General features: G+C 66.9%; 24 protein-coding genes. 12 read left to right on the top strand and 12 right to left on the bottom strand.

Translation table 11 applies throughout. From position 1 onward, the window contains the following. Positions 1 to 680, bottom strand: a 680-nt coding sequence (locus ACK59X_RS21690) for a DUF4347 domain-containing protein (protein WP_409960455.1), incomplete at its 3' end; no start/stop codon positions are given. 564 nt (positions 681 to 1244) lie between these two features. Here ACK59X_RS21690 and ACK59X_RS21685 point away from each other — a divergent pair. From ACK59X_RS21685 to ACK59X_RS21645, 9 genes are read left to right on the top strand one after another with little or no spacing between them, the layout of a single operon-like run. Continuing rightward, positions 1245 to 3530, top strand: a complete 2286-nt coding sequence (locus ACK59X_RS21685; RefSeq protein WP_409960454.1) for a hypothetical protein — start codon at positions 1245 to 1247, stop codon at positions 3528 to 3530. Positions 3531 to 3546: 16 nt separating this feature from the next. Beyond that, positions 3547 to 3783: a hypothetical protein gene (locus ACK59X_RS21680; RefSeq protein ID WP_409960453.1), complete on the top strand. Its 237-nt coding sequence runs from the start codon at positions 3547 to 3549 to the stop codon at positions 3781 to 3783. Between the two features lie 2 nt (positions 3784 to 3785). Further along, entirely contained in the window at positions 3786 to 5189 is a 1404-nt protein-coding gene (locus ACK59X_RS21675; RefSeq protein ID WP_409960452.1) for a hypothetical protein, read from the top strand. A gap of 5 nt (positions 5190 to 5194) precedes the next feature. Next, complete coding sequence (locus ACK59X_RS21670; protein ID WP_409960451.1) at positions 5195 to 5641, top strand: N-acetyltransferase family protein; 447 nt, start codon at positions 5195 to 5197, stop codon at positions 5639 to 5641. A 3-nt stretch (positions 5642 to 5644) separates the two neighbouring features. Then, on the top strand, positions 5645 to 6532 hold the full coding sequence (locus tag ACK59X_RS21665; protein WP_409960450.1) for a hypothetical protein: 888 nt from the start codon (positions 5645 to 5647) through the stop codon (positions 6530 to 6532). A 10-nt stretch (positions 6533 to 6542) separates the two neighbouring features. Continuing rightward, positions 6543 to 7076 carry a hypothetical protein gene (locus ACK59X_RS21660; RefSeq protein ID WP_409960449.1) on the top strand — a complete coding sequence of 178 codons (534 nt, stop codon included), beginning with the start codon at positions 6543 to 6545 and terminating at the stop codon, positions 7074 to 7076. Continuing rightward, on the top strand, positions 7073 to 7912 hold the full coding sequence (locus ACK59X_RS21655; protein ID WP_409960448.1) for a hypothetical protein: 840 nt from the start codon (positions 7073 to 7075) through the stop codon (positions 7910 to 7912). The genes ACK59X_RS21660 and ACK59X_RS21655 overlap by 4 nt, the downstream gene beginning before the upstream one ends. Beyond that, positions 7912 to 10707, top strand: a complete 2796-nt coding sequence (locus ACK59X_RS21650; RefSeq protein WP_409960447.1) for a hypothetical protein — start codon at positions 7912 to 7914, stop codon at positions 10705 to 10707. Before ACK59X_RS21655 ends, ACK59X_RS21650 begins: the two co-directional genes overlap by 1 nt. Continuing rightward, positions 10704 to 11042: a hypothetical protein gene (locus ACK59X_RS21645; protein ID WP_409960446.1), complete on the top strand. Its 339-nt coding sequence runs from the start codon at positions 10704 to 10706 to the stop codon at positions 11040 to 11042. Before ACK59X_RS21650 ends, ACK59X_RS21645 begins: the two co-directional genes overlap by 4 nt. 110 nt (positions 11043 to 11152) lie before the next feature. Here the strand turns inward: ACK59X_RS21645 and ACK59X_RS21640 are convergent, their stop codons facing one another. From ACK59X_RS21640 to ACK59X_RS21625, 4 genes are all read right to left on the bottom strand, one after another. Continuing rightward, on the bottom strand, positions 11153 to 11398 hold the full coding sequence (locus ACK59X_RS21640; protein WP_409960445.1) for a hypothetical protein: 246 nt from the start codon (positions 11396 to 11398) through the stop codon (positions 11153 to 11155). 321 nt (positions 11399 to 11719) lie between these two features. After that, positions 11720 to 11848, bottom strand: coding sequence for a hypothetical protein (locus ACK59X_RS21635; RefSeq protein ID WP_409960444.1), 129 nt, complete (start codon positions 11846 to 11848; stop codon positions 11720 to 11722). Then, positions 11803 to 13257, bottom strand: a complete 1455-nt coding sequence (locus tag ACK59X_RS21630) for a M12 family metallo-peptidase (RefSeq protein WP_409960443.1) — start codon at positions 13255 to 13257, stop codon at positions 11803 to 11805. The genes ACK59X_RS21635 and ACK59X_RS21630 overlap by 46 nt, the downstream gene beginning before the upstream one ends. A 217-nt stretch (positions 13258 to 13474) precedes the next feature. Beyond that, positions 13475 to 14230, bottom strand: a complete 756-nt coding sequence (locus ACK59X_RS21625; RefSeq protein ID WP_409960442.1) for a hypothetical protein — start codon at positions 14228 to 14230, stop codon at positions 13475 to 13477. Between the two features lie 215 nt (positions 14231 to 14445). Here ACK59X_RS21625 and ACK59X_RS21620 point away from each other — a divergent pair, with 215 nt between their 5' ends. Then, complete coding sequence (locus tag ACK59X_RS21620; protein WP_409960441.1) at positions 14446 to 14847, top strand: hypothetical protein; 402 nt, start codon at positions 14446 to 14448, stop codon at positions 14845 to 14847. 39 nt (positions 14848 to 14886) lie between these two features. Here ACK59X_RS21620 and ACK59X_RS21615 read toward each other — a convergent pair whose 3' ends face one another. From ACK59X_RS21615 to ACK59X_RS21590, 6 genes are all read right to left on the bottom strand, one after another. Next, on the bottom strand, positions 14887 to 15687 hold the full coding sequence (locus ACK59X_RS21615; RefSeq protein WP_409960440.1) for a hypothetical protein: 801 nt from the start codon (positions 15685 to 15687) through the stop codon (positions 14887 to 14889). 354 nt (positions 15688 to 16041) lie between these two features. Continuing rightward, positions 16042 to 16800, bottom strand: coding sequence for a hypothetical protein (locus tag ACK59X_RS21610; protein WP_409960439.1), 759 nt, complete (start codon positions 16798 to 16800; stop codon positions 16042 to 16044). A gap of 50 nt (positions 16801 to 16850) precedes the next feature. Then, on the bottom strand, positions 16851 to 17657 hold the full coding sequence (locus tag ACK59X_RS21605; RefSeq protein ID WP_409960438.1) for a hypothetical protein: 807 nt from the start codon (positions 17655 to 17657) through the stop codon (positions 16851 to 16853). Positions 17658 to 17808: 151 nt separating this feature from the next. Then, positions 17809 to 18600 carry a hypothetical protein gene (locus ACK59X_RS21600; protein ID WP_409960437.1) on the bottom strand — a complete coding sequence of 264 codons (792 nt, stop codon included), beginning with the start codon at positions 18598 to 18600 and terminating at the stop codon, positions 17809 to 17811. Between the two features lie 252 nt (positions 18601 to 18852). Further along, positions 18853 to 20085, bottom strand: coding sequence for an NAD(P)/FAD-dependent oxidoreductase (locus ACK59X_RS21595; protein ID WP_409960436.1), 1233 nt, complete (start codon positions 20083 to 20085; stop codon positions 18853 to 18855). 226 nt (positions 20086 to 20311) lie between these two features. Then, positions 20312 to 21139, bottom strand: a complete 828-nt coding sequence (locus ACK59X_RS21590; protein WP_409960435.1) for an alpha/beta fold hydrolase — start codon at positions 21137 to 21139, stop codon at positions 20312 to 20314. Positions 21140 to 21309: 170 nt separating this feature from the next. On the opposite strand from ACK59X_RS21590, the gene ACK59X_RS21585 reads away from it, so the two are divergent. Further along, the gene (locus ACK59X_RS21585; protein ID WP_409960434.1) at positions 21310 to 21738 is read left to right on the top strand and encodes an SRPBCC family protein; all 429 of its coding nucleotides are present in this window, start codon (positions 21310 to 21312) and stop codon (positions 21736 to 21738) included. Positions 21739 to 21857: 119 nt separating this feature from the next. Next, positions 21858 to 23516: a hypothetical protein gene (locus ACK59X_RS21580; RefSeq protein ID WP_409960433.1), complete on the top strand. Its 1659-nt coding sequence runs from the start codon at positions 21858 to 21860 to the stop codon at positions 23514 to 23516. A gap of 597 nt (positions 23517 to 24113) precedes the next feature. On the opposite strand, the gene ACK59X_RS21575 is transcribed toward ACK59X_RS21580, so the two are convergent. Beyond that, positions 24114 to 24540 (bottom strand): hypothetical protein (locus ACK59X_RS21575; protein WP_409960432.1); only part of this gene is annotated, 427 nt, incomplete at its 5' end.

The following is a 24540-nucleotide window of genomic DNA, read 5'->3' as shown; positions in this document are numbered from 1 at the left end:
TCTATGATCAGGTTCTTGTTGATGATAAGCTCGCCGCTGGCCAGCGTGACGGTCGAAACGGCGCTGAAGGTGATGGTGTCGCCGGCGGTGGCGGATGCGATGGCCTGGCGCAGGGAGCCCGCGCCGCTGTCGGCACCTGTGGTGACGGTGACGGTTGCCAGTGCGTGCTCGTAGCTGGCCGCAGCGTCTGCGGTGACGCCGGATACCGCTTCGACATGCCCGTTGGTGATTTCCAACTCCCAATCCCCGCCCGCGCCCGTGCGGTCGTCGCTGGCTGCCACGTCGGCCCCGGTGAGGGCCGCCAGGCTGCTGACGAACTGCGCGCCAACCTCGCCCTGGGCCAGGTTGCAGGCATACACCAGCAGGTCGCCATCGGCCGTGATGCCGCGCCCGATGGCGGCCAGCGCATCGCCGTGCCCGGCCAGGTTGCCGGAATAGAGGAAGGTGGTGCCAAGCCACAGCTGCCCTTCGCTGCCGTGGGCCAGCACATGCACGGCGCCCACGTCGCCGCGCTCGCCCAGCGCGGCCGCCATCTGCGCCAGACCGTCCTTGCCCGCATCCAGGTAGACCACTTGCGCGCCGGGCGGAAAGCCCTTGAGCAGGGTATCGGCGTCCTTGACGCGGCTGTCGACAAAGATGATTTCGCGGGCGGCCGCATCGTTGGTCTGGAGGGTGGTCATGGTGCTGCTTCAGTGAAATGGGTGAATGGGCTGCTCGCCAGGCCCCGTATGCACACCTGAGTGGCGTGGCGCGCCGTGGCCTGGGCTGTGGCGCCGGTGATCGCGAGGTTGCCGGCCGAATGCATGGGCGCAAGGGTGCGCCAAGTGCAGATGGGCCGGCGGTCTGTCAACACAGGGTGAACGCAAGCGCGAAGGGCGCCTGGCAAGCTGTTTGGCAACGCGGTTCGCGCCAGGTATCAAGGTTCGTTGCTTCGGTTGCGTTCATCCAGGGCAGGCGCTATGCAGAAAGTCCCCCGGTCTGGGGTGGTGGTTGAAAGTAAGTGAAAGATCCGCAAGGGTCAACAAAAACTCTGCACGGCGTTCGTCGGTAACCGAATGATTCACGCGGGCGTGCAGGCAAAGGGCATGCGCCTCGCTGCACTGGGCGCGCGGTGGGGTGGCAACATGGCGAAGATGTGACAAACGCGGGCAAGGCGGTTGTTGCCGGCGAAGAGGGGTCGGGACGCCTGCCTGCATATATGCCGCGCGTTGTCCGCCAACGGGTGCTCCGCAACACTGCGGTGCATGCGCAATCCACCGCTTTCTTTCCCGCCACAGGCCCTGGTCGAGGGCCTGCCTGCCCTGGATGCCGATGGCATCACTGCCCTGGTCGCCACGGGGGCCATGGGCACCGACGAGGCGCTGGCCTTGCTGGCTGAAGCGGCAGAGGCCGACGCCGTGCAGCAAAGGCGCGAGGCCGAGGCCCGCGCAGTGCGCGTGGGGGCGCTCGGCCGGCGCCTGCTGTCGCTGGCGCAGGAGCAGGTGCAGCAGCGCCAGGTGACCGAGGAGCGCTGGTACAAGGACGTGCGCCAGTTCAACGGACAGTACGACCCGGGCATGTTCGGCGACGAAAGCGAGTACGGCAGCCGCGTGTTCGTGCCGCTCACGCGTCGGCTGTGCGGGTTGGTGGAGGCGCGGCTGTTCGACATGCTGTTCCCCAGCGAGGAGCGCAGCTATGTGATCGAGCCCACGCCCGTGCCCGACCTGGACGAGGCCCTGGACCTGGCCGGGCAGCTGCCGCCTGCCACGCCCATGCAGTCGCCCGAGGGGCCGATGCTGACGGCCGGCGGCATCCAGCAGGCCATCGGCCAGTTGGTGGACGAGGCGGCCAAGCGCTGCGACGCGATGCAGCGCGAGATCGACGACCAGCTGGCCGAGTGCAGCTACCCGCGCCATGCGCGCGATGTGATCCACGATGCGGTGCTGTACGGCACGGGCGTCATCAAGGGGCCGGTGCCCATGTTCCGCACCACCAAGCGCTGGGAGCGGCAGGGCGATGGCGCGTATGTGATGAGCCTGGCACGCAAGCCGCTGCCGCAGGCGGGGCGCGTGGACATCTGGAACTTTTTTCCCGACATGAGCAGCACGCACATCCGCGAGGCGGAGTTCGTGTTCGAGCGCCACTACCTCACGCGCCAGGAGGCGGCCGACCTGCAGGACATGCCCGACGTGGATGCCGATGCGCTGCGCCGCATGTTGGGCGCTGAGCCTGGCACGCCCTCCAGCAACCACCGCGAGCGGCTGCGCGCCATCAGCGGCGCCAGTGGCGCCAAGGACCGGCGCTACGAGGTGTGGGAGTACCACGGCCCGATCAGCGCGCAGGACCTGATCGACTGCGGCTGCGCTGTGGATGAAGACCCGCTCAGGACCTACACCGGCGTGGTCTGGTTCGGCAGCCAGGGCGAGGTGCTCAAGGCGGCGCTGAACGCGCTGGACAGCAACGAGCACCCCTACAGCGTGTTCACCTGGCAGATGGACGAGGCCAGCATCTTCGGCTTTGGCATGCCCTACGAGGTGCGCGACAACCAGGAGAGCGCCAACAGTGCCTTTCGCGCCATGCACGACAACATGGGCCTGTGCGTGCTGCCCCAGGTGGTGGTGGACGACCAGGCCATCGAGCCGGTGGACGGCTCCTGGCGCATGGCGCCGGGCAAGTTCTGGCGCAACAAGCGCCCGGGCTCGGACGCGCGCCAGGGCATCCAGTTCATTGCCATCGATGCGCGGTTGCAAGAACTGCAGGCCATCTTCGGCATGAGCAAGCAGCTCATCGAAGAGGTGGGCACGCTGCCAGCCTTTTTGCAGGGCACCGAGGCGCCCAACTACATGCAGAGCGCCACGGGCGCCAGCATTGCCTACAACGCGGCCAACCTGTGGGTGCGCCGCGCGGTGCGCAACTGGGACGACGACATCGTCACGCCGCTGATCACGCGCTTTTTCGACTGGAACATGCAGTACAGCGAGAAGGCCGAGATCAAGGGCGACAGCCGCGTGCGCGCGCTGGGCATTGCCGCGCTGGTGGAGCTGGAGGGCCAGGCCCAGCGGCTGCAGGCCTTCATGCAGACGGCGCAGGCCATGGGCCTGCCGCCGAGCAACCAGATGCGGCTGATGCGCGAGTTTGCGCGCGCCTTCAAGCTCGACCCCGACCGCGTGCTGCCCACCGAGCAGGAGATCGCCCGCATGCAGCAGGCCGAGGCGCAGCAGCCCCCGGGCAAGGCGGACCCGCAGGCCGAGCGTGTGGCCCAGCAGCGTGAGCAGGCCGCGATGGAGGGCGAGCTGGAAAAGGCCCGCCTGCAGATGCGGCGTGAGGAAAGCCTGGCCCAACGCGAGCTGGCGCAGCAGCGCATGGCACTGGATGCCGCACGCAGCGCTGCGCGCGAGCGCACCGGCCAGGCCGAGGCCACGCAACGCCAGGCTTTCGAGGTGCACAAGACCCGCGCCGTGCTGGCCGACCGCCAGGCCGACCGCGACAACCGGGCGCAGAGGCTCAACGCCGAGATGCAGTTCGCCGCCATGAACGGGAGGGGGATATGACCAGAGGGAATTTCACATGAGCTGGATGGAACAGATCAACCCCGCCACGGCCGTGTGGCGCGGCGTGCAGGCCTACGCGGCCGAGCGCATCGCGGAGCTGACGGCGGTGTGCACCACGGCGCGCTCCACCGATGCCGAGATCCGCGCCGCGCAGGCCGCCATCCAGGAGCTTGGGGCCCTGCTGGCGCTGCCCGCGCGCATCACCCTGCAGGCGCAGCAGCGCGGCACTACCGATCGCAGCAAAGGATATTGACCATGGCGGGATATACGCAAGACCAGATCACCACGGCCTACAACAACGCCAAGGCCAGCGGCATGAACGACGCCGACATCTTCGACTCCGGCGCCAAGAACTTTGGCGTGACGCAGGAGCAGTTCAACCTGGCCCGCCAGGCCTGGGGCAGCACGCCCGATGGGAGTTCCTACAGCTCGGCTTCCACACCGGCCGCTGCGCCCGCACCCGCCGTGGCTGCTGCAACCCCGGTGTCCTCGGGATGGGAGGGTGGGCGCGACCTGACCGCCGACGAGATCGGCAAGGCGCGCCAGTGGTCCGTGGGCAAGACCAGCCAGGAGGCAGCGCAGCAGGCCACGGGCATGAAACTCACGCAAAAGCAGTTCGGCCAGATCTACGGCTGGTCGGCCGAGGATTCGGCGATGGGCGGCTACGGCACCCAGGGCGGGCTGGAGAAGCCGTATTACGACTACACCTACGACGCCCAGAAGGGCTGGACCAAGGACACGAAGAAGCCGCCCACCACGGGCATCAACCTGTCGCAGCTGCAGGGCATGACGCGCTGGGACGTGGCGCCCAACGAGACGGTGCGCAGCCAGCTGCAGCAGATCATTGCCGACGACAGCCCGCTGATGCAGCAGGCGCGTGCGCGCGCCATGCAGACGGCCAATACGCGGGGGTTGCTCAACAGCAGCATGGCGGCCACGGCCGGCGAGTCGGCGCTGTACGACGCGGCCATGCCCATCGCCACCCAGGACGCGGCCACCTACGCCCGGGCGGGCGAGTTCAACGCCGGCCAGGCCAACACCTTCGCGCGCGACAACAACCAGTTCGTGCGCGATGCCTACATGGCCGACTTCAACGTGCAGGCCAACGAGTGGGCGGCGCAGCAGCAGTTCGACCGCGACTACAGGATGCTGGACCGCCAGCAGCAGCTGACGCTGGAGCGCGACGCGATCCAGAACGGCTACCAGTCGGCCCGCGACCAGTTCACGGCCCAGCAGCAGGCCCTGCGCGACGACAAGGACATTGCGGCACGCCTGCAACTGGGCCAGATGGACCTGAGCGGCAGGCTGGCCAGCGTCCAGCCCGACACCAGCGTGCTGCGCACGCAGATGCAGGTGGATGCCGACGACCGCAGGGCCCAGCAGCAGATGAACGCGGATGACCGGGCCTCGCTGAACAACCTGCGCGCCGAGTACGCCAACAAGGTGTTCCAGGTCAACACGGCGGATCTGTCGCCCGAGAAGGCGGACCGCGCCATCGCCGACCTGGCCGCGACCTACAACCCGCAACTCACGGCGCTGTCGAACCGCCTGGGCTACAACCCGGACAGCTGGATCATCAAGACGGAGCCGAAGGCCGCTCCAGCGCCTGCGCCCGCGCCAGCAGCCGCGCCCATTCCAAATGGCGATGCTGGGGGGTGAGCCTGATGACCATCATCCGCCGCGCCACGCGCGAAGACCTTCCCGCCCTGACTGCGCTGGCCCTGCGCGAGCACGCCGCCAGCCAGTTCGCCAGCCAGCCGGTGGAACTCGCGCATGTGCAGGCGTCCTTTCTCGGCGTCATCCACGGCCTGGCCGGTGCGGTTTTCGTAAGCGAGCAGGGCGGCACGGTGCGCGGCCTCATCGCAGGCATCGTGCAGCCCGGGCTGTTCAACCGCCACCAGACCGCCTATGAGCTGCTGTGGTACGCCGAGAACGGCTCCGGCCTGCGCCTGCTGGCAGCCCTGCAGGACTGGGCACGGCGCATGCGCGCCGTGCAACTGGTGGTGCACGACTACGCCGGCATCGCCGATCCGGCACGTTTCAACAAGGTCATGGCCCGCCGCGGCTTTGGCGTCATGGGCACGGCCTACGTGTCCGCACTGGAGAGCTGATCCATGGCCATCATTGTTCCCATCCTCGTTTCCTACGGCGCCACTGCCTTGGGTGTTGCCGCGACCACAGCCACGATGATGGCCACGGCGGCATCGGTGGTCTTCCAGGTAACGGGCGTCAACGACAAGATCAACAAGGCCGCGTCCAAGGTGTTCGGAGAGGACCTGGTGATGATTGCCAACGTGGCCGGGGCCGTCTACGGGGCCGTGAACGGAGGGTTCGATTTCGGCAGCGGGGCAGAGGGAGCCGCTGGCCTGACGGAGGCGGGCGGCACACTGAGCGCGAAAGCCATGCTCGATGGCACGGATTCCTTCGGGCTTAATTCGATGAAGGACGCATTCCCGCTCGCGGACGGCGTGGGCTCGGCGAGCCTGGCTACTGGCGACTTCTCGGGCACGACGGACGCGTTTGGCAACAGCACGCTCACGCCGGGTGACACGACCTCCATCGAGATGAGCGCCGCGCGGACGCCTACCCCCTTCGCACCCGAAGTCAGCAAGGGTGTTGACCTGCTGGACGACGGTGGCGCGCTGGGGAAAGATGCGAAAGCCCTTGCAGCGCCACCAGCCACAAACACGTCGCAGGGCGGTGCCGTAGGCCCGCAGGCTGCGGCTGCCGACGCCGCGAAGCCCAACGCTTCTGCCGCCCAGAACTCCATGTCGAAGCCAGGTGCGTCCGCTACCAATGCTTCTGGGCTGCAGGCCGCCGGCAAGCCGCAAGCCAACAGCTTTTTCGACAGGCTGCTTTCCAACGACAAAGCCGTCGGCGAGCTGATCAAGGGCGTAGGCGTCGGTATCAGCGGCGCGGCCAATGCCAAGGACGAAAAGGACAAGCTTGCCTGGCAAAAGCAGCGTTATGGCTTCACTCCAACCACGCGCATCGTGCAATGAAGGACTCCCGATGAACCTCCATGAAATGGCCATGCAGGGCCCGGCCGGGCAAGGCGCCAGCGCCGCCGCCCCGGGCGGCAAGACCCCCGCCAGCGCTGAGCAACAGGCGCAGTTCGACATGATCCTCGGCCGCGCGCGCCAGTTGCTGGGCGAGTCGGCCCGGGAATGGCGCGCGGCGATGGACATCGACCCGGCGGGGGCGGCGGTGCGTTTCGGCACGGCGACCCTGCGCTTTCTTGCGATGGAGTCGGAAAAGGCCGGCCAGCCTGTGGACCCTGCCGTGCTGCTGCATGCCGGTGTGCAGTTCGTGAAAGACGTGGCCGGCCTGGCCAACGACGCTGGCCTGGTACCCGACGACCAGCTGGAGCCCTTTTTGCAGCGGGTGATGCAGGAGTCCATCGCCGAGTACATGCGCTTGGACGCCGATGCGGGCCTGATGCCGCCGACGCGGGGCGCAGCGCCGCGACGGCCCCCCCCACCCGGCACAGGCCCGCAAACGGCCCACGGCGCGCACGTGGCCTTGCCGCAGGGAGGTGTGCAATGAGCTTCTTCGCCAATCTCCTGGGTGGCACGCTGCAGGGCGTGGGCGCCGGCATGTCGGCCGTGGCCACCGACGAAGACAAGGTGCAGGCGCAGCGCGCGCTGCTGCATGAAAAGCAGCAGGAGCGCATGGCCGACCGGCAATGGCAGCAGGAGCAGATGAGCACGCGCCTGGCCGGCAGCCGGGGCTTCAACCTGATGGAGGAGGCCGCCCGCGCCCAGACGCCGGGGCAGCGGCAGGACCTCATCAACCGCGTGCGCGCCGTCGATGAAGACGCCGGCCTGCGCCTGGCCGATGTGGGCTTTGGCATGCCGGTGATGAACGCCGTGGCACGGACGGCCGGGGACTTTGCACGCTACGACCGTACCGGCGACATGGGCGCCGCGCCGCCCACCACCACGCTGGAGCGCGCCGCCTACGACCGCGAGAAGGGCGCGCAGGCCCTGCAGCGGCTGTACACGCTGTTCCTGGACCCGGGCAAGCTGGAGGCGCATGCGCGCGGCGAGCGGCAGTTTGGATTGAACGACCTGGCCGAAGCCAGCGCCGTGGCGGTGGAGCAGGGCGGTGGCTCGGCCCTTGACGTGGCCGCGGCCTTCCAGCGCGGCAGTGCCCCGCAGCCCGAGCGCCCAGGTGTGCGCCCTGGGGCAGAGTCTGCTCTGCAGCCCATGGGCTCCGTCCCCAATGGTGGGCTTGGCCCCGGCTCGCTGGCAGGCACCGGCGCCAAGCTGACTCGGCCGCTCTCGTCCGCGCCGCGCGACGGCGCGGTCGTGCGCGACGCCAATGGCCAGCAGTACGTGGTGCGCAATGGCCGGCCTGAACTCCAGGCAAAGGGGCGGTGATGGACTGGTCCCGGTTTGAGCTGGTGGATGCGCCGGGCGTTTCCGACGCTGACGTTGATTGGTCTGGGTTCGAGCTTGTGGCGCTGGGGCCGGGCGATGGCGTGCAGCAGTCGCCTTCCTCGCGGCCGGACGCGGCACCCACAGTGCCTGTGAACGACGGTTGGCGTCCGAGCGCCGCCCGGCCGGGTGATGCCCCTGTGCCATCGATCATGGCGGATGCGCCGCCCGTTGCGCGCAGCATCGCAAGTGCCGCGTCCAAGGCCCCCGCACGCAAGGGCTTGCTCGGCCGCTTGGGCGATGAGTTCACGCAACTGCGCGACGAAGTCTTTGCCGGCGCAACGAACGCCTCCGCCAACCTGCAGGCCATGAACGCCAGCGCCGCAGCCCACCAGTTGCTGCAGCGCCAGGAGATGCTGGCCCAACTGGTAGGCGAAGGCCGGGGCGACAGCACCCATGCGCAGGGCCTGCGCACCTATATCGCGCACGCCTCCCAGCGGCTTGGTGGTATGGCAGTCGACACGGCTGAGGCCGGCGCCCTGGCCGATGCCGCAAGCCGCATGACCACGCGGCCGCAGGTGCGCGCGGTGTTGGAGGCCAAGATCTTTGGCGAAGCCTGGGAGGTGTTCAAGAAAGACCCCTATGCGGTGGTCGCTGGTGTCACGGCCCAGTCCGCTGCGCAGATGATTCCGATGGTCGTCGCCGCTGCCACGATGGGCCCCGTTGCTGGCGCGGCTGTGGCCGGCGGCACCAGCGCGCTGACCGAGTTTGGCAGCGGCATCCGTGAATTCGCGCGCGACAACGGCGTGGATCCGTCTGACAAGGAAGGCCTGGGAAGGCTGTTTGCCGATCCGAAGATGCTGCGCGAAGCCACGGCCTATGCGGGGACGGGTGGCGCCATCGTGGGGACGATGGACGCAGTCTCCGGCGGCGTTGCGAGCAAGACGCTGGTGCCCAAGGTCCTCATCAAGAACCCGGCCGTGCGCCAGGCCATCAATGTGCCACTGCAGGTCGGTGTGCAAGGGGCTTTGGGTGGTGCCGGTGAAGCCGGGAAACAGTTGGCGCAAAAGGGAGAGATCGACCAGCCTGGGCAGGTGCTGGCGGAGGTGGCCGGCGAGCTGGGCGGGGTCCACAATCCCTTGCGAGAAACATCGGCAAATGTTGTCGAAAACGATGGCAGGCGTGCAGATGGCCTGCCTGTGCCCCGCGTGCCAGCCCAGACGGCAGCACCGACTGCTCCCGTCGGATCGCCCGGCACTGCAGCGCGCAACTCGTATGCCAATGGGCTGGGAGCTGTGGCCTCTTCCACTGCCGGAGAGGAAACGCGTGCCGTGACAGACGGCGATCTGGACGTGTCGGAGGCACCCACCGGGCACCATGCCGACGTCGGGACTTTCGCCCAGCCGGTCGAGGCGACGGGTGGGCAACAGCTTCTTGCCACAGTCCCAGGCTCGCATGAATCGGCCCCACAAGGCGAAACAGCCCTGGGTTCGCCCGCAGACGTTGCGGTAGCACCCTTTGTCGGTGCAGTTCGCTTGACCGACAAAGGTACGCTGAGCGTGGAGGGTGATCCCCGTGCGCTGGAAGCTTTTCTGGGCAAGGCGGGCGTAGACAAGGTGTTTTTGTTTGACCGCAGACTGTTGGTGGCTCCAGAGCAAGCAGCGCAGGCGCAACAGGCGCTGGCGGCTTTGCCGCTTTCCTTGCCAGGGCACAACGGAATGGGCGTCCCGCCCGCCGCGCCTGTTAGCAACCAAGTCATCGAGCTTGCGTCCGGCATGCTTGCTGTGCGTGGAGATCCTGATGCCATTGAGGCGGCGCTGCTTGCCGGTGGTGTACGCGGCGCGAGACGGTTCGCGAAAGGAACGATGGTGCCCGTGCAGGAGGCAGCTCTGGCGCGTGCAGTGATGAGCGCGCCTGCAGAAGGCGTCGAGACCATAGACACCCCGGGACCGTCGTCCGAGCCCCGGCGCCTCCAACTGGGTGTGGTTGGCCATGACCACCGTGGGCAGGGCCGGTCGCCGCGGGCAGCCATGCCCCCGCCCGCAAGCGAGGATGCTGCAGCCCAGGAGCGGGAAGCGTCGAACGCAGCTCCACGCGCTTCATCGGCTGCAGACGTGAATGCTGTACCGCAATTTCCCGGCTTCGAGGGATCCGCAGACTTGGCGACTGAGGTCATTCAAGGCGGTGGTGGCGCTGCTCGCGAAGGCAATCGCTGGGTGCAAGGACAGGGGCCTGCGGCACCCCAGGCGAGCGCTGAGGCCGTTGAGTTGGAGAGATCCACTGAGAACAGTGTGGTCGGTGGCAGGGGCCTTGCTCGGTCCTTGCGGCTGCCGCCCGAGATCGAGAGAATCGGGTTGTCCGACGCTGGGCGCGAAGCCTTTGCAGCGGGCTTCAGCCTCGGTATTGGCCTGACACGCATTGGAGATAGGGCCAATTCCCTCGCGCAATTCGCGCGCGCTCATGGCTCCAGGATCTACAACGCAAGGGGTGGGGGTGATGCCAACCTGTTTGGTTCGCCTTGGCCAGGGTCTGATGAGGCACTGGAAAGAAACATTTCACTGGCAATGGAACATGCTTCGGAAATCAATGTCAATCTGGATGGGGTGCTGAGATCCTTGGACGAGCTTCCGCAGGTGTTGAAGCTTGGCGAGAAAGGGATTGGTCACCGCCGTGAGCTGGAAGGCGTGCCCGTTGGAAATGTGACGAACTGGGAGATCTGGAAAATAATGAAGAATGAAAGCTACAGGATGAAATCCAATTTCTTTTTCAATGGAAGTCCGGTGGAGGTGGGGCCGTGAAGTTCAAACAGAAAGATATGGATGGATTGGCTTCATTTTTTGCGGAGTGGCGCGGTGAAAACGCTTTCTTTGCCGGCTATGTCAATGGCCATGACCGGTTCACCATCGGATTGCAGCGCAGTGGCGGTTCGACGGACTTCATTGGCGTGACATTTGTGCAATGCGTGTATATAAGTGGCCCGGTTCGCTGGTCTGGCTGTGATATCCAATGCGAGATAGTGGCCATGCCAGAAGGAGAGCAAGGGCTTGAGATTCGCGACCGGTCGAGCGGATTCTTGGTCCGGTGTGAAGGCCCCGTCTTCATTGGCGGAGGGAAGGCAAGCTATCCAGAGTAGCCTGGCTGGCCGCGCTGTTCACTGCCACGGCGGTCTGATAAGGCCCTGCCAAGTGCTTGCAGGGGGAGGGGCGGGCTGGCTCAGGCAGTGCCTGGCGCGGGCGCGGCGCCTTACGCCGCCAGGGGGCGTGTGGTCTGCCAGTCGCTGTGCGACATGCGCAGGGCGTTGGACACGGTGATGTCCAGGCGGCGGGCCCAGGAGTCGAGGTCGTGCCGCTGGGCGGTGTCGTGCCGCTCATTCCAGGTGAGTTCGGCCACCAGGCGGTCGGGCAGGTCGAGCACCGTGCGGAATGCGCGGTCGTTGGCCATGAGGGCCCAGTTGAGCAGCACGGCCTGGGCGTCCGTTGAGGCGGACACGCTCGGTACAACCTTGCAGACGCCGGAGCGGGTGAATTCGAAAAGTGCAGTGATCACGTTGGGTATGCCACGGTCGCTGGCTTGGCCAGATGTTGTGCCCCAGCGACCATGGCACCAGAAGGGAGTGTTCTCCGGGGCCTGGGATGGCTGGGGGCGAGCATGTCTGCACTTGGCAAAGCATTGCTTGTCAAGGGGCATCGAACGTGATTGGAGTGCAAATTTCTGGCGGGCGGTATCCCCCAAAGGTAGGGCTGCGCCGGGCGCGGCGTGGACTGCGCGAAGGCCGTGGATGCGCAGGCGGTCCCTGCGCATCCATTCGTTTCAAATGTATTCCAGCCCCACCTGGCTCAGCCCCACCAGGTTGATCTTGCTGGCCGTGAGGTCCGAGCTGGCCACGGCCCAGGTCAGCGATGCGCCGGTGTAGCTGCCCGATTGGAGCAGGCCTGCCAAGTTCTGCACGGTGGCGGCATCGGCCGCAGTGCCGAACGGTTGGCGTACAGCAGGGCCACCACCTGATGGGGCGTGGCGGAGGGGCCGGCCACGGCGGTCAGGGCCAGTTCTGCCAGTTGCTGGGGCGTGGCACCCGATTCGTCCACGGCCTTGATCACGGCGCCCACCAGGCCCTTGTTCTTCAGCGCGTCGGAGCCCAGCAAGGTGCTGATGAGGCGCGCGGCGGTGCCGGCAGCGCCGTTCAGGTCCAGCGCCACGGAGTGGTCGGCAAAGCGCACGCGCTCGATCTGCTGCAGGGTGTCCAGGCCGTCGTGGCCGGCGCCCTTGTCGTTGAGCTGCCAGCCGCCACCGGGCAGCGGCTGCAGTGTGTAGCCACCGCGCAGGCCGTGGGTCACCAGCGTGTCCACACCGGCAGCGCCGGTGAAGGTCTCGTTGGCGGGCTTGCTGTTGAACAGGTCGGCATCGGCGGTGCCCGTGGTGCCGCTGGGCAGGTTGGGGTTGCTGGGCGTAGGGACCGGCTTGGGCGGCGTGGGCGCAGGGGCCGGTGTGGGCGCGGGCGCAGGGCCCGGCTTGGGATCCGGGGTGGGCGCAGGCGCGGGCGTGGGGGTGGGGGTGGGCGCTGGTGCAGGGGCTGGTCCGGGCGCTGGCGTGGGTGCTGGAGCGGGGGCTGGAGCGGGGGCTGGTGCCGGGGCCGTATCGAAGGTCAGCGTCGGGCCCTTGGTCGAGTTGAAGCCGTAGGTGCCGCCCAGGCCGTCGCGGCCATAGAGCCAGTCGAACGCCAGCAGGTCGTAGGCCTGGAAGGTGGTCTTGTTGGGGCCGGCATGCGTGTACGACATGACGGTGTTGTTGGTGTTGTCCTGCCCCGCGGGCAGGGGGCGCGAGGAGTCGAAGGGGTGCGACAGGCCCAGCGCATGCCCCACTTCGTGCAGCAGCACTTCGTAGCCGGCGCCGCCGGCCGTGGGCCGGTTGTTGATGCCGGCGTGCTCCACGTTGTCCAGGTAGACCACGGCCTCGATGTTCAGCGAGTTCACGGTCTGGTTGGGGCCGGAGTAGCTGTAGCCGTAGCCCGACGATGCCAGGCCTGCGGTAGAGGGGCCCTGCAGGTTGGTGGCGGCGAAGTGCAGGTCGGCCTGGGCCGAGGTGGCCACCTCGGAGAAGACGAAGCCGGTGACGGCCGAGGCGTGCTGCAGGATCTGCAGGGTGGATTGCTTCTGGTCGGCGTTGAAGGCCGTGACCGCGCTGCCGGTCTTCTTGGTCGCCTCGCTGCCGGCGCTGGCGTCGAAGGTGTAGTAGATCACCTTGCGGCCGTCGGGCCAGAAGTTCCAGATGGGCGTGCCACCCAGCAGGGCATCGGCCTGTGGGTTGCCGGAAAAGCGCATGTTCTGCAGGTCGGAGACGGTAACGGCCATGTCGTGCGGGATGGGTTGGCGTGGATTCGGGCGGAAAAAACGCCCGGCACAGGGCCGAGCGACCGGCGAATCTATCACCGGGGTGCCGCGCTCACTGTGGCGCGAAACCAAATGTCACGACATGGCGCTGCGCGCCGACAGGCGGTCGCCGGGCGGCGCTGGGCGGTGGCCTCACGGGCCTTGCCGCAGGCCTGCAACGCCGAAGGGAAGGGCGTTTTCAGCGCCTTGTGCACACGAAGATGTGCGAGGTGCTGAAGTCGCTGGCCTGGTAGGCCAGTGCCAGCGGGTAGCGTGCGCCGGCGGTCGTGTCCAGGGACACCAGGTACTGCGGAAAGCTGCGGTTGGCGTAGATGCGGTCGCCGCTGCTGCCCAGGCCGTCGAACGGCAGGCTGACGCTGGGCACCGGGATGGCGGGTATGCGCGATGTGTCCACCACCGCCTGGGTGTTCGTGATGGTGGCGGTGGCGTTGTAGCTGGCGCCCGCGCTGCTGGAGCACAGGTAGGCGCCGCTGTAGGCCGCGTAGGGGTTCACCACGGGGGGGATGGGGTATTCCGCCAGGGTGGCCACCTGGCGGAAGCGGCCGCTGGCCAGCATCTCGAAGAAGTCGGTGCCGTAGCCTACGAAGACGGCTGCCCCCAGTTGCGCGCTGGTGTTCCAGTTGCCGATGGCAATGGTCTCCGTCGACTGGCGCATGGTGCGGTATTCGGGGATCTCGCCGCCGGTGTAGGGCACGAAGCCGCGTGTCTCGGACAGCAGGTAGAACTGGTTGTTGTGCAGCAGCACAAAGTACAGCTTGCCCTGGCCCAGGAACTGCGCCTCGGGGTTGACGCTGACGGCGAAGTTCAGGGCCTGCGTGGTGCCGCTGATGGTGGTGGCCACCGTGGTGATCTGGGCAAAGGCGGGCGTGGCGCCCAGGCCCAGTGCCAGGGCGGCGCTGGCGATGAGGTTGCGCAAGGTGGTACGGATGGGCATGGCAGGGTCCGGTTGCAGCAGCACTTTCATGCAACGCGGCTGCGTTGCCGGTGGTTTACGTAAGGTAAGGTGGGCATGTACGGTGCATTTTGCACCCTGCCTGGGTTGCAGGGCCTGCGGTAGGCGCATACTTCAGGTGCGCGCTGGCCATGATGGATGGTGCCTGCGCGCCGTTGCGTTGACATTGCCATTCCTCAGCCCAGCCGATTGCCACCATGCCCTCAACGACCCCCACACCCACCCGCCTGCCCACCCCGTTTGAATCGCTCGCGGGGGTTGCCAAGTTCCTGGGCGCACAGGAAATGAGCCCGGCCTTCCATGCGCGGCATGCGCAAGCCATCGATGGGGCCTGCGCCTTTTTGCAGGAGCTGGTGCGTGAGCACCCGTCGCTGGACATGGCGTTCAACGCGGCGCTGCCGCTGCCCGTGGTGGACGGCGGCAAACTGGTGCTGCAGGCGCTGTCGTCCATCCAGTTCGCCGAGCGCAAGCTGCACTGGTTTGACAGCCAGATGGACACCACGCTGCGCGCCCTGGCGCCTGTGGTGCGCGACCCGGCACTGCCCACCTGGATGGCGGAGTGCCGCTGGGCGGTGGATGGGGCGGCGGTGAATGTGTAGGAGCCTGGGCAGGCTCCAGATGCAGCGCTCGGCGCGGTGTTAGCGCCGCAGGCAGCTATAGGCCACTTCGGCGCTGTACATGCTCGATTGGTAGACAAGCGACATGCCGTAGGGCAGGGTCCGCGTCAGGTCGAGCACCACCACCCGCACCGGATAGCTCAGGTTGTTGTAGATCATCAGGCCCGGCTCCTGGACCAGCGTGCTGACGGGCACGTTGAAGGTGTAGTCGGGGATGCCCGTCAGCCACGTGGTGTCGACCACTGCCCGGCTGGCCGTGAATGTGGCCGTCACGGAGGCTGAGCGCCCGGAACGGTCATAGCACGTGTAGCTGCCGTTGTGCACTGCGTAGGGACTGGACGGGGCCGGTGCGGGCGTGGGCGCCGGAGCGGGAGCTGGTGTCGGTGCGGGCGCGGGCGCCGCCGGCAGCGTGGCCACCAGCTTGAACCTGCCATTGTTGAGCATGTCCATCACGTCGGAGCCGTAGCCCACGAAGATCGACGCGCCGGCCTGCGCCGTGGTGTTCCAGCCCTGCACGGTGATGGTCTCGCTGGCCTGGGTGATGGTGCGGTACTCTACGGGCTCGCCGCCGGTGTAGGCAAGGAAGCCGCGGGTCTCCGACAGCACATAGATCTGCGAGCCGTGCAGCATCACGAAGTACAGCTTGCCGCGGCCCACGTACTGCGCGTCGGGCGTGATGCGGGTCACCAGGGTGTAGGCGCGGGCCGAGCCGCTGGCGGTGGCCGATGCGGTGATGTCGGCCCACACAGGACTGGCGGCGCCCAGGCTGGCGACGATGGCAGTGGTGATGGCTACTTTCTTGAGCGTGCGGGAGAGGGTCATGGCGGCGGCGATTCGGGGTTGCGCTGGCTTGGGCTTCTTGGGGTTGTGGTGGCCAGCAGGTGGAGAAACGAAGAAAACGACACATACGAAACGTACGAATGGGGTACGGAGCGCACAACCATTACCGACACATTTGTATCCAATGGTTTCTTGATTTCAAGGCAACGCTGCCTTGTTCGCAATAGCCAATATGGGGGAGGCGGCCCTTCGGTGGGTTTTGACCGGGAGGGGTCTCGCAGGCCGCAGATGCACAAGACCGGTGGCAGCAGCAGCGCGGCGAGGCTGGCCGTGCAGAACCCGTTCTGCTTTCATGCGAAGGCGGCATCCCCATGCATTCACCTGATGCTGCTGCTGCTACTTCTTGCACCAGTAGATCGTCTGGGTTCCGTAGCGCTCTCGCTGGTACATGATGACCAGCGGGTAGTTGCCTTTCAGGCTGGGGTCCATGAGCACGATTTTCTGGGGGTAGGTGTCTACCCCGTTGTGGTAGGCCCTGTGGGGCTCGGGCTCGCGCGCGACCGGGCCGAATTTCGGGCCGAAGCGCACGTTGTAGTGGGTGGACGGGATACCCGACAGCCGAAATGTATCGACCACCGCGGTATCGGCGTTGATCCAGGCGCTCACCGGGCCCGGCATCGGCGTGTAGTACTTGTCAATGCACTGGTACTCGCCGGTATTAGCTGCATAGGGGTTGGGCAGGGAGGGCAATGGCCCATTCGATGGCGGCGTGATGTTTACCGTCTTGTACCGGCCGTTGTTGATCATGTCCCAGGCATCCACTCCATAGCCCACGTGGATCGGCGCGCCCGGCACTGCGCTGACGTTGAAGTTCATCAGGGGAATGATGTCCTCGGTCTGGTCGATCCTCTTGTACTCCGGAATCTCGCCGCCGGTGTAGAGCACGAAGCCCCGGTCGCGCGTGAGCAGAAAGACGTTCGGCCCATGCTGCATGACCAGGTAGAGCTTTGCGCCCAGGAAAGCCCTGTCGATCGAGACGGTTGCCACGTAGTCCAGTGACTGGGGCGTGCCTGTGAAGGAACCCGATGCGGTGATAACGGCAAACGCGGGACTGGCGATCAGGCTGCTGCCGGCCATGGCTGCGAGCGCAGCCATGGTCCGCAAGGGGGTGTTAGACGGTGCCATCTCTCTTGTTCTCCACATGGTTATTGCTTGGTGCAGCCGTAGACGATCTCGGTGCTGGAGCGGCTGGCCTGGTAGCCGACCACCATGGTGTACGGGCTGCTGGTGCGCACCAGGCTCAGGCCGACCGCGCGCACTGGATAGGTCTGGGTTCTGTAGAGCAGCATGTCAGGCTCATAGGCCAGGTTGTTGATCGGCAGATCGTACGAGTAGTCTGGAATGGCCGACAGCTGCGTGGTGTCGACCACCGCCCGGCTGGCCGTGAACGTGGCGGTGACGGACCCCGAGCGGCCATGGTCGTCAAAGCACATGTAGGTGCCGCTGTACGCCGCATACTGGATGTTCGGCGGTGGTGCCGGCGCCGCCGGCAGCGTGGCCACCAGCTTGAACCTGCCGTTGTTGAGCATGTCCATCACGTCGGAGCCGTAGCCCACGAAGATCGACGCGCCAGCCTGTGCCGTGGTGTTCCAGCCCTGCACGGTGATGGTCTCGCTGGCCTGGGTGATGGTGCGGTACTCCACGGGCTCGCCGCCGGTGTAGGGCAGGAAGCCGCGCGTTTCGGACAGCACATAGATCTGCGAGCCGTGCAGCATCACGAAGTACAGCTTGCCGCGGCCCACGTACTGCGCGTCGGGCGTGATGCGGGTCACCAGGGTGTAGGCGCGGGCCGAGCCGCTGGAGGTGGCCGATGCCGTGATGTCGGCCCACACAGGGCTGGCGGCGCCCAGGCTGGCGACGGCGAGGGTGGTGGTGGCGGAGATTTTCTTGAATGGGCTGGCGAACTTCATGGCGGTAGGAATCGAGGTGGTGGGGCCGGCGCTGCCGGCCATCCGGTTCGCGGATCAACGGCTGCCGCGGCCTGCAAGCGTGGGTGTGGTGCGGCCCTGGCCTGCGTGTCGCTGGCACGGCCCCAGTCTGCGCGGCGGTTGTGCGTCACTCGTCCATGCCGTCGGCCGCGCCAGTTGCCTGCCCTGATGGCGCTCAGCGCCGGGAGCAGATGAAAACGCGCGGCGTGCTGGAGCCATTGCTCGCGTAGCCCAGGGCCAGCGGGTAGCGGGCTCCAGCGGTCGTGTCCACGGACACCAGTCGCAGCGGGAATGCGTTGTTGGTATAGATGCGGTCGCCAGTGGTGCCAATGTTGCTGTAGGGCACGTTGAAGGTGTAGTCCGGAATGGTGAGGATCCTGGACGTATCCACCACCGCCTGGGTGGCCGTGATGGTGGCGGAAACCGTGTAGCTGGACCCCGTTTCGCTGATGCACAGGTAGTTGCCGCTGTAGGCCGCATAGGGGTTGGTCACAACGGGGGGCGTTGGCGTTGGCGTGGGCGTGGGTGTCGGCGCGGGCGCCTGGGGCAGGGTGGCCACCTGCTTGAACCTGCCGTTGTTGATCATGTCCATCACATCGGTGCCAAAGCCCACGAAGATGGCGGCGCCGGCCTGGGCGGTGGTGTTCCAGCCCGGCACGGTGATGGTCTCGGTGGCCTGGGTGATGCCGCGGTAGGCCTCGGGCTCGCCGCCGGTGTAAGGGATGAAGCCGCGCGTTTCCGACAGCACGTAGATCTGCGATCCGTGCAGCATCACGAAGTACAGCTTGCCGCGGCCCAGGTACTGCGCGTCGGGCGTGATTCGGGCGACCAGGGTGTAGGCGCTGGCCGAGCCGCTGGTGGTGGCCGATGCGGTGATGTCGGCCCACGCGGAACTGGCGGCGCCCAGGCTGGCGACGACGAGGGCGGTGGCGGCGGCAATTTTCTTGAGCGTGCAGGTAAGGCGCATGGCGGTGATGGATCGAAGTTGAGCCGGCGTGGGATTCTTGGGGTTGTGGTGGCCGGCAGAGGGTGACAAGGAAAACGCGCACGAAGCGCATGTGTCCACATGGACACACTTGTATCCATTGGTTTCTTGATTTCAAACCAATGGAGCGATCACCACAATCGCCAATATGGGTGATGCCAGCAGGGTTCACCGCCGAACGCGCTGCAGGGCGCGGTGAGGGGCGGGACCGCGCCGCGTGCGCGGACTGCGCTGTTACAAAAACCGCTGCGCCAAATAAGGCGCCGGGTCCACGAACGGCTTCTCACCGCTGACCAACTCGGCCACCAGCCGACCGGTGACGGGGCCCAGGGTGAAACCCTGGTGCGCGTGGCCGAAGTTGAACCACAGGCCCGCGTGGCGCGGCGCCGGGCCCAGCACGGGCAGCATGTCGGCGGTGCAGGGGCGCGCGCCCAGCCAGGGCGTGGCCTCCACAGGCTGGCCCAGGGGCAGCAGCTCGCGCGTGGACTCTTCGGCGCGGCGCAGTTGCACCGGCGTGGCGGGCGCGTCCAGCAGCGCGAACTCGGCCCCCGTGGTCAGGCGCAGGCCGCGCGCCATGGGCGCCAGCATCACGCCGCGCTCGATGTCCAGCGCTGGCATGGTCAGGCTGGGGCCGCCGGCAAAGTGGCGGTGGTAGCCGCGCTTGCTGAACAGCGGCAGGCGGTAGCCCAGTCGCGTGGTAAGTTCGCCGGCCCAGGGGCCCAGGGCGATGACGGCGTGCTGCGCGCTGATGCTGCCGGAGTCCACCTGCACGGCCCAGCCGCTGCCCTCCTGGCGCAGCGTCAGCGCATCGCCCGTGGCCAGGTGGCCGCCGCGCTGCACGAACAGCCGCGCATAGCGCGCCACCAGCTCGCCAGGGTCGCGCACGGTCCACGGGTCCTGCCAGTGCACGGCGCCGGCCAGCGGTATCTGCAGCACGGGCTGGGCGGCGGCCTGGGCCGCTGTGTCCAGCACCGGGCTGGCCTGGCCGGGCGCGGCCGCGGTGGTACGGGCCAGCGTGGCCGCCGCGTCGAACACCGGGGCGGTGCGGTACAGCTGCATCCAGCCTTGCCGGTGCACCAGGTCGGCGGCGCCGGCGTCGGTGATCCAGCCGCCATGCTCGGTCAGGCAGTGGGCGATCAGGCGGCTGTAGGCCTGGGCGATGGGCGCGTAGCGCGCAGGCGTCGAGGCGGCCCAGTAGCCCAGCAGCTGCGGCGCCAGGCGCAGCAGGGCGCCCCAGTGGTAGTGGGCGTCGTTGCTCAGCCCGGTGGCAATGCGTGCCAGCGTGGCGATGTTGCGCGGAAAGGCATAGGGCTGCACGGCCTCGCGCTGGATGATGCCGGCATTGCCGTACGAGGTCTCCTGGCCCGGGGCCTTGCGGTCGACCAGGGTGACGGCATGGCCGCGCTGCTGCAAGGCGAGGGCGGTGCTGACGCCGACCATGCCGGCGCCGAGAACAAGGGTTTGCATGGGTGATTATTGCGGCGGTGGACGGGGGAGGGCTGGGCCGAACGGTCGGGCTGAATGCACCGATTGTGCCGGCCCCCAGGGGGCGGCGGGCCCGGCTGGGGCGCCATTTTTAGACGATTGGATTGCCGCATTGGCAAAGCCCGTGCAGCCGATTTCTCGGTTTCAGTGGTCTAGGTTTACCTGCGGCACACTGGTGGCGCGAGGCGCCAACAGCGCGCTTGCGAGCTTACAAATTATCGAGAAAGCGCCCAAGCACTGCATTGAACTGCTCGGGTGCCTCCAGAACCGGCAGGTGTGCGGTGCCTGAAATCACGAAGCTTTGGGCTGCAGGTATGCGCTGGGCAAGCAACTTGCATCGCTTCTGCAGGTAGGGCACGTCAAGATCGCCCCACAGCACAAGGGTGGGTGCCTGTATCGCTTCCACGCAGTCCCATGCGGGCGGCTCCTCAGATGCGACCCCGGGGCTATCGGCCCGCAAGGCGGTACCGTTCATTGCAAGAAAAAGTTGGCGAGCCTCGCCTCCTACGCGCTCTGGCGGACCCAAGGGGCCGTCCAGCCAGAGCCTCGCCTGCAGTTCATTCTTTGCATCCAGATCGTCCCGCGCCGCCGCATCGCCGATCGCATCCATCAGTGCCGTGACCTCATCGCCATGTTGCGCTGGTGGCGCACCACTGACCCCCGGCGCAACGACCACCAGGCCGCTCACGCGGTCTGGCCGAGCCAATGCTGCGTCGATGGCGATACGGCCGCCCAGGGAGCAGCCTACCAATACCCCCCGGTCATATCCAAGCGAATCCATCACCGCCCAGAGATCGGCCACATGGGAATGCGGTGTCGAGCGCAATGTGCGCGACTCTCCGAAACCCCGGCGGTCATAGCTTATGACCGGATGGCGTGTTGCTAGCGCATCCACTTGGCCTCGCCACATGAGCCGGTCTGCAACGTTGGCGTGCAAGAAAAGAACTGGCACGCCAGTGACGCCATGATTTGCCTCGCACTCCACGGCCAACAACGCGCCCTGAACTTCAATCCACTGCATGGTTTTCATGCCCATGACGATACTGATCGTGGTCTTTGAATGTCAAGGCGATGCTGGCCGGTTGCAGGCCCTGTCGGTACGCGCATCCCGACTCTCCAGCGCTATTTTGTGCGCGGCACACCTGCCATAGCCGTTAGAGTCTGGGGCATCGTTGAATCGTCGGTAAGCCCAACAAGAGCACCCGCATGCAAGTGGAAAGCCGAGTCACCGTCTCCGTGCCCCCCGAGAGGATCTTCGCGATCTATGCGGATGTCGGCAACTGGAAAGCCTGGGACCCGGACTCCAAGGACTCATCGATCGACGGCCCCTTCCAGACCGGGAGCAAGGGCCGCATCACCCCGCCCAAGGGGATGTCGGTCCCCATGGATTTCATCTCCGTGGTGCCCAACCAATCGTTCACCGTCGAGTCCCGCATTCCCCTCTTTCGCATGCTCTTCGAGCACGAGCTCCGCCCCACGGCGGCGGGCACCACCGAAGTCGTCCATCGGGTGACGTTTTCCGGCGCGCTGTCTTTTGTGCTCGGCCCCATCGTCGGCAATCCCCTGCGCACCGGGCTTCCCATCACCCTGGCATCGCTCAAGCGGCTGGCGGAGAGTGGCCGCGTGGCGGCCTGATACCGGCCGACTTTGTCCACCTCGCCCTGAACGGGGCACTCGATGGCCTGCGCGAGCAACCCATCCCCCGCAGTTTTGGGTAGCATCGTCTGTGCCGGGCTCCCCACGAAAGGCCACCCATGTCCGCTGAGTCCCACCCCGCCTGCGTGCGGGAGTTTCGCCAGGTCCTGCTGTGGCCCCTGCGCCTGATGCCGGTGCGCGGCTCCGAAGGCCGGCACGCCAAGCCCTGGCAACTGCTGGCGGACATGGGCGAGGAGGCCTCGCCCTGGCGCGAGGTGGTGGACGAATTCACGGGCGACAGCAGCCGTTTTCACGAACGCCACTACAACGAGTTCGTGACCTTTTTGCCCTACGTGCAGCGGTTCCTGTATGGCGAAGGCCGCAGCCAGCCAGGCAGCAGCGCCACCGGCTCGCCGATGCGGGTGTTCCGGCGCAGCGACGTCAGCGCCGTGCGGGCGGTGCTGCGCCCCGGCGATGCGCCCATCAGGCTCGACATCGTGCATGTGGACCTGTACTTTTTTCTCGACCTGGATCTGGTGCTGCTCAATGTCGAGGTCAGCGCCCGCGACCTGCAGCTCGCCCAGGCGCAGGAGCTGCTGTACCGCTTCGGCCGTGGCTACCCCGCCGGCTGGGATGCAGAGGGCCATGCCCAGCACTGCCTGTACAGCGCCGAGTGGCTTGACGCCGCCGGGCAGGTGCTGGCCGCGTCCGACGCCAACCAGCGCGACCTCTTCATGGCCCACGTCAGCAACCACCGCGCCCCGCGCATCTCGGCCCACTGGGCCTGGCTGCTGGAGCCGCTGGTCAGCGACCATTCCGAGCGCACCGGCCCCTTGCGCTACCGGCAGATCGAGTACTACCGCATGCCGCAGCTGGCCTTTCTGGCGCTGGACGACCCGCGCGCGCTCAGCCGCAGCGACTTCATCCGCTTCGGCCTGGTCACGGGGGCGGCCCAGCCCAGCGATGATGGCACCTGCCTGCCTTATTCCGAAGAGCACCTGGCCGATTTTGAAAAACGGTTCTGCTACGACCGCTTCTGGAGCAGCAGCGGCGCTGCCCCCAACACCCGCTACCTGTGCAGCGGCCATTCACTGCTGGTGCTGGGCGATGCCAGCAGCCCGTTCTACGTCTGCCGCGACCGGGGTGTGCTGGCGCAGTTCAGGCACCAGCACTTCCTGCTGTTCTTGATTGCGCACTTCCAGAAGGCGGCGCTGCTGATGTTCTCGGATCGCCTGGCCGAGGCCCTGAAAGACCTGGACATTGCCGACGCCGCCAGCGTGCGCCGCTTCAAGCGCACCATCCGCGACAGCTTCGCCGGTTTTCTGCGCTTCACGCACCGCTACTGGTTCCACGAGGTGTCCGAGCAGGCCCAGGTGCGCGCCCTGTTTCGCATGTGCGCCAACCACCTCGGGCTGGACCCGCTGTACACCGAGGTCAAGGAGCGCATCGGCGAAATGAACCAGTACCTGGACGCCGACAGCCTGCGCCGCCAGGCTAATACCGTCGTGCGGCTCACGGTCGTCACCATCTTCGGCCTGATCGGCACCGTGACCACGGGCTTCCTGGGCATGAACCTGCTGGCCGAGGCCGACGCGCCTTTGGGCCGCAAGCTGGGCATCTTTGCCCTCGTGTTCGTGCTGACCACCGCGCTGACCATCTACACCATGGTCAAGTCCAAACGCCTGTCGGACTTTCTCGACGTGCTCTCGGATGAACGCGCCACTGCCTGGCAGAAATTCAAGGCGCTGGGGCTGGTGTGGCGGCGGGCGGGCGGGTGAGGAGGGCGGGTAAGCGGTACGCCATGGGCCGCAGCCGTTGAGCAGTCGGCAGGCAACGTTGCTCTGGCGAATCTACCCGTTCACCGACAAGGGCCTGGCTGCCGGCAAGCTCGACGCGCTCGGCGATTCCAAGTCCCACGAGAGTGGCGGTCCGATGCGGTAAGGGTGTTCTTCCACCCCGCCGCAGAATCCCCTGGCTGGTCCCTTGGTCGTCGGCTGGCTCCATTCGCCCGGCAAATCCGACTCCCACGAGAGAGGCGGTCCGATGCGGTAAGGGTGCTCCACCACCCCGCCGCAAAGCACCATCGCCGGCCGCTCGGGCGTCGCCTTGAGTGGGTCCGAATCCATCGTCGGGCTGGTTTGGTTCGTGAACGCGTCCATTGGCATCACTGTAGCCGCTGCGGTATCTCTCTGCAACGAACTCGCTTTGGCTTGGTGCAGGATTATGAGGTTGCGCAGGCTGACGGCCGCCCAGCAACTGCCGCGCCTTGCGCACCTGGTCGAGCCCGACGAGCACGCCGCCCTTGCGCCGCAGCACGCGCACCACGCCGCCTTGGCGCAGGCGCTCCTGCAGCTGTACGGGGTCGCCCTTGACCATCAGCGTGCCGTCGCGCTGCATCTCCATGACGGGCACGTGTCTTGGCTGTCGAACAGCTCCGGTTTGTTCGTGAGCCTGTCCCATGCCTCGCGCATGGCGGCCCGCACCCGCGCCAGCCAACCCCGCACCGAATTGATGGGCATCAGCGCCGTAGGCTGCACGCCCAGCTCCATGGCCACCTGCACGGCGTAGGGGAACAGCTCTTCACTGCTGTAGGTGGCAGTATCTGCGCTGTCTGGCCGCGAAGCCTGCACGCGCGCTGCGGCCTCGTCGTAGACCTGGCGCTCCAGACTTCCTTCAGGCCTGTTCGCCCAGGTGCCGATCACCCCGTGCAGTTGCCTCCACCTTGCTTCGCCCAGCACCGCCTTGCCATGCTTGTGCACCAGCTCGTGCGCGGCCACAGCCATCTCTTGGCCAGCTTCGATG

It is taken from the genome of Acidovorax sp. (genome assembly GCF_046339755.1).
In the GTDB taxonomy this organism is placed as follows: domain Bacteria; phylum Pseudomonadota; class Gammaproteobacteria; order Burkholderiales; family Burkholderiaceae_C; genus Acidovorax.
This window is presented reverse-complemented; position numbering and strand designations above follow the sequence as displayed.

Bases quoted from the DNA above. Each gene is read 5' to 3' on its own strand.
- ACK59X_RS21675 (WP_409960452.1), top strand. From the start codon at position 3,786: ATGGCGGGATATACGCAAGACCAGATCACCACGGCCTACAACAACGCC.
- ACK59X_RS21590 (WP_409960435.1), bottom strand. From the start codon at position 21,139: ATGGGCATGAAAACCATGCAGTGGATTGAAGTTCAGGGCGCGTTGTTG.
- ACK59X_RS21650 (WP_409960447.1), top strand. From the start codon at position 7,912: ATGGACTGGTCCCGGTTTGAGCTGGTGGATGCGCCGGGCGTTTCCGAC.
- ACK59X_RS21665 (WP_409960450.1), top strand. From the start codon at position 5,645: ATGGCCATCATTGTTCCCATCCTCGTTTCCTACGGCGCCACTGCCTTG.
- ACK59X_RS21670 (WP_409960451.1), top strand. From the start codon at position 5,195: ATGACCATCATCCGCCGCGCCACGCGCGAAGACCTTCCCGCCCTGACT.
- ACK59X_RS21610 (WP_409960439.1), bottom strand. From the start codon at position 16,800: ATGGCTGCGCTCGCAGCCATGGCCGGCAGCAGCCTGATCGCCAGTCCC.
- ACK59X_RS21595 (WP_409960436.1), bottom strand. From the start codon at position 20,085: ATGCAAACCCTTGTTCTCGGCGCCGGCATGGTCGGCGTCAGCACCGCC.
- ACK59X_RS21580 (WP_409960433.1), top strand. From the start codon at position 21,858: ATGTCCGCTGAGTCCCACCCCGCCTGCGTGCGGGAGTTTCGCCAGGTC.
- ACK59X_RS21655 (WP_409960448.1), top strand. From the start codon at position 7,073: ATGAGCTTCTTCGCCAATCTCCTGGGTGGCACGCTGCAGGGCGTGGGC.
- ACK59X_RS21620 (WP_409960441.1), top strand. From the start codon at position 14,446: ATGCCCTCAACGACCCCCACACCCACCCGCCTGCCCACCCCGTTTGAA.
- ACK59X_RS21660 (WP_409960449.1), top strand. From the start codon at position 6,543: ATGAACCTCCATGAAATGGCCATGCAGGGCCCGGCCGGGCAAGGCGCC.
- ACK59X_RS21600 (WP_409960437.1), bottom strand. From the start codon at position 18,600: ATGCGCCTTACCTGCACGCTCAAGAAAATTGCCGCCGCCACCGCCCTC.
- ACK59X_RS21625 (WP_409960442.1), bottom strand. From the start codon at position 14,230: ATGCCCATCCGTACCACCTTGCGCAACCTCATCGCCAGCGCCGCCCTG.
- ACK59X_RS21605 (WP_409960438.1), bottom strand. From the start codon at position 17,657: ATGGCCGGCAGCGCCGGCCCCACCACCTCGATTCCTACCGCCATGAAG.
- ACK59X_RS21630 (WP_409960443.1), bottom strand. From the start codon at position 13,257: ATGGCCGTTACCGTCTCCGACCTGCAGAACATGCGCTTTTCCGGCAAC.
- ACK59X_RS21680 (WP_409960453.1), top strand. From the start codon at position 3,547: ATGAGCTGGATGGAACAGATCAACCCCGCCACGGCCGTGTGGCGCGGC.
- ACK59X_RS21615 (WP_409960440.1), bottom strand. From the start codon at position 15,687: ATGACCCTCTCCCGCACGCTCAAGAAAGTAGCCATCACCACTGCCATC.
- ACK59X_RS21685 (WP_409960454.1), top strand. From the start codon at position 1,245: ATGCGCAATCCACCGCTTTCTTTCCCGCCACAGGCCCTGGTCGAGGGC.
- ACK59X_RS21585 (WP_409960434.1), top strand. From the start codon at position 21,310: ATGCAAGTGGAAAGCCGAGTCACCGTCTCCGTGCCCCCCGAGAGGATC.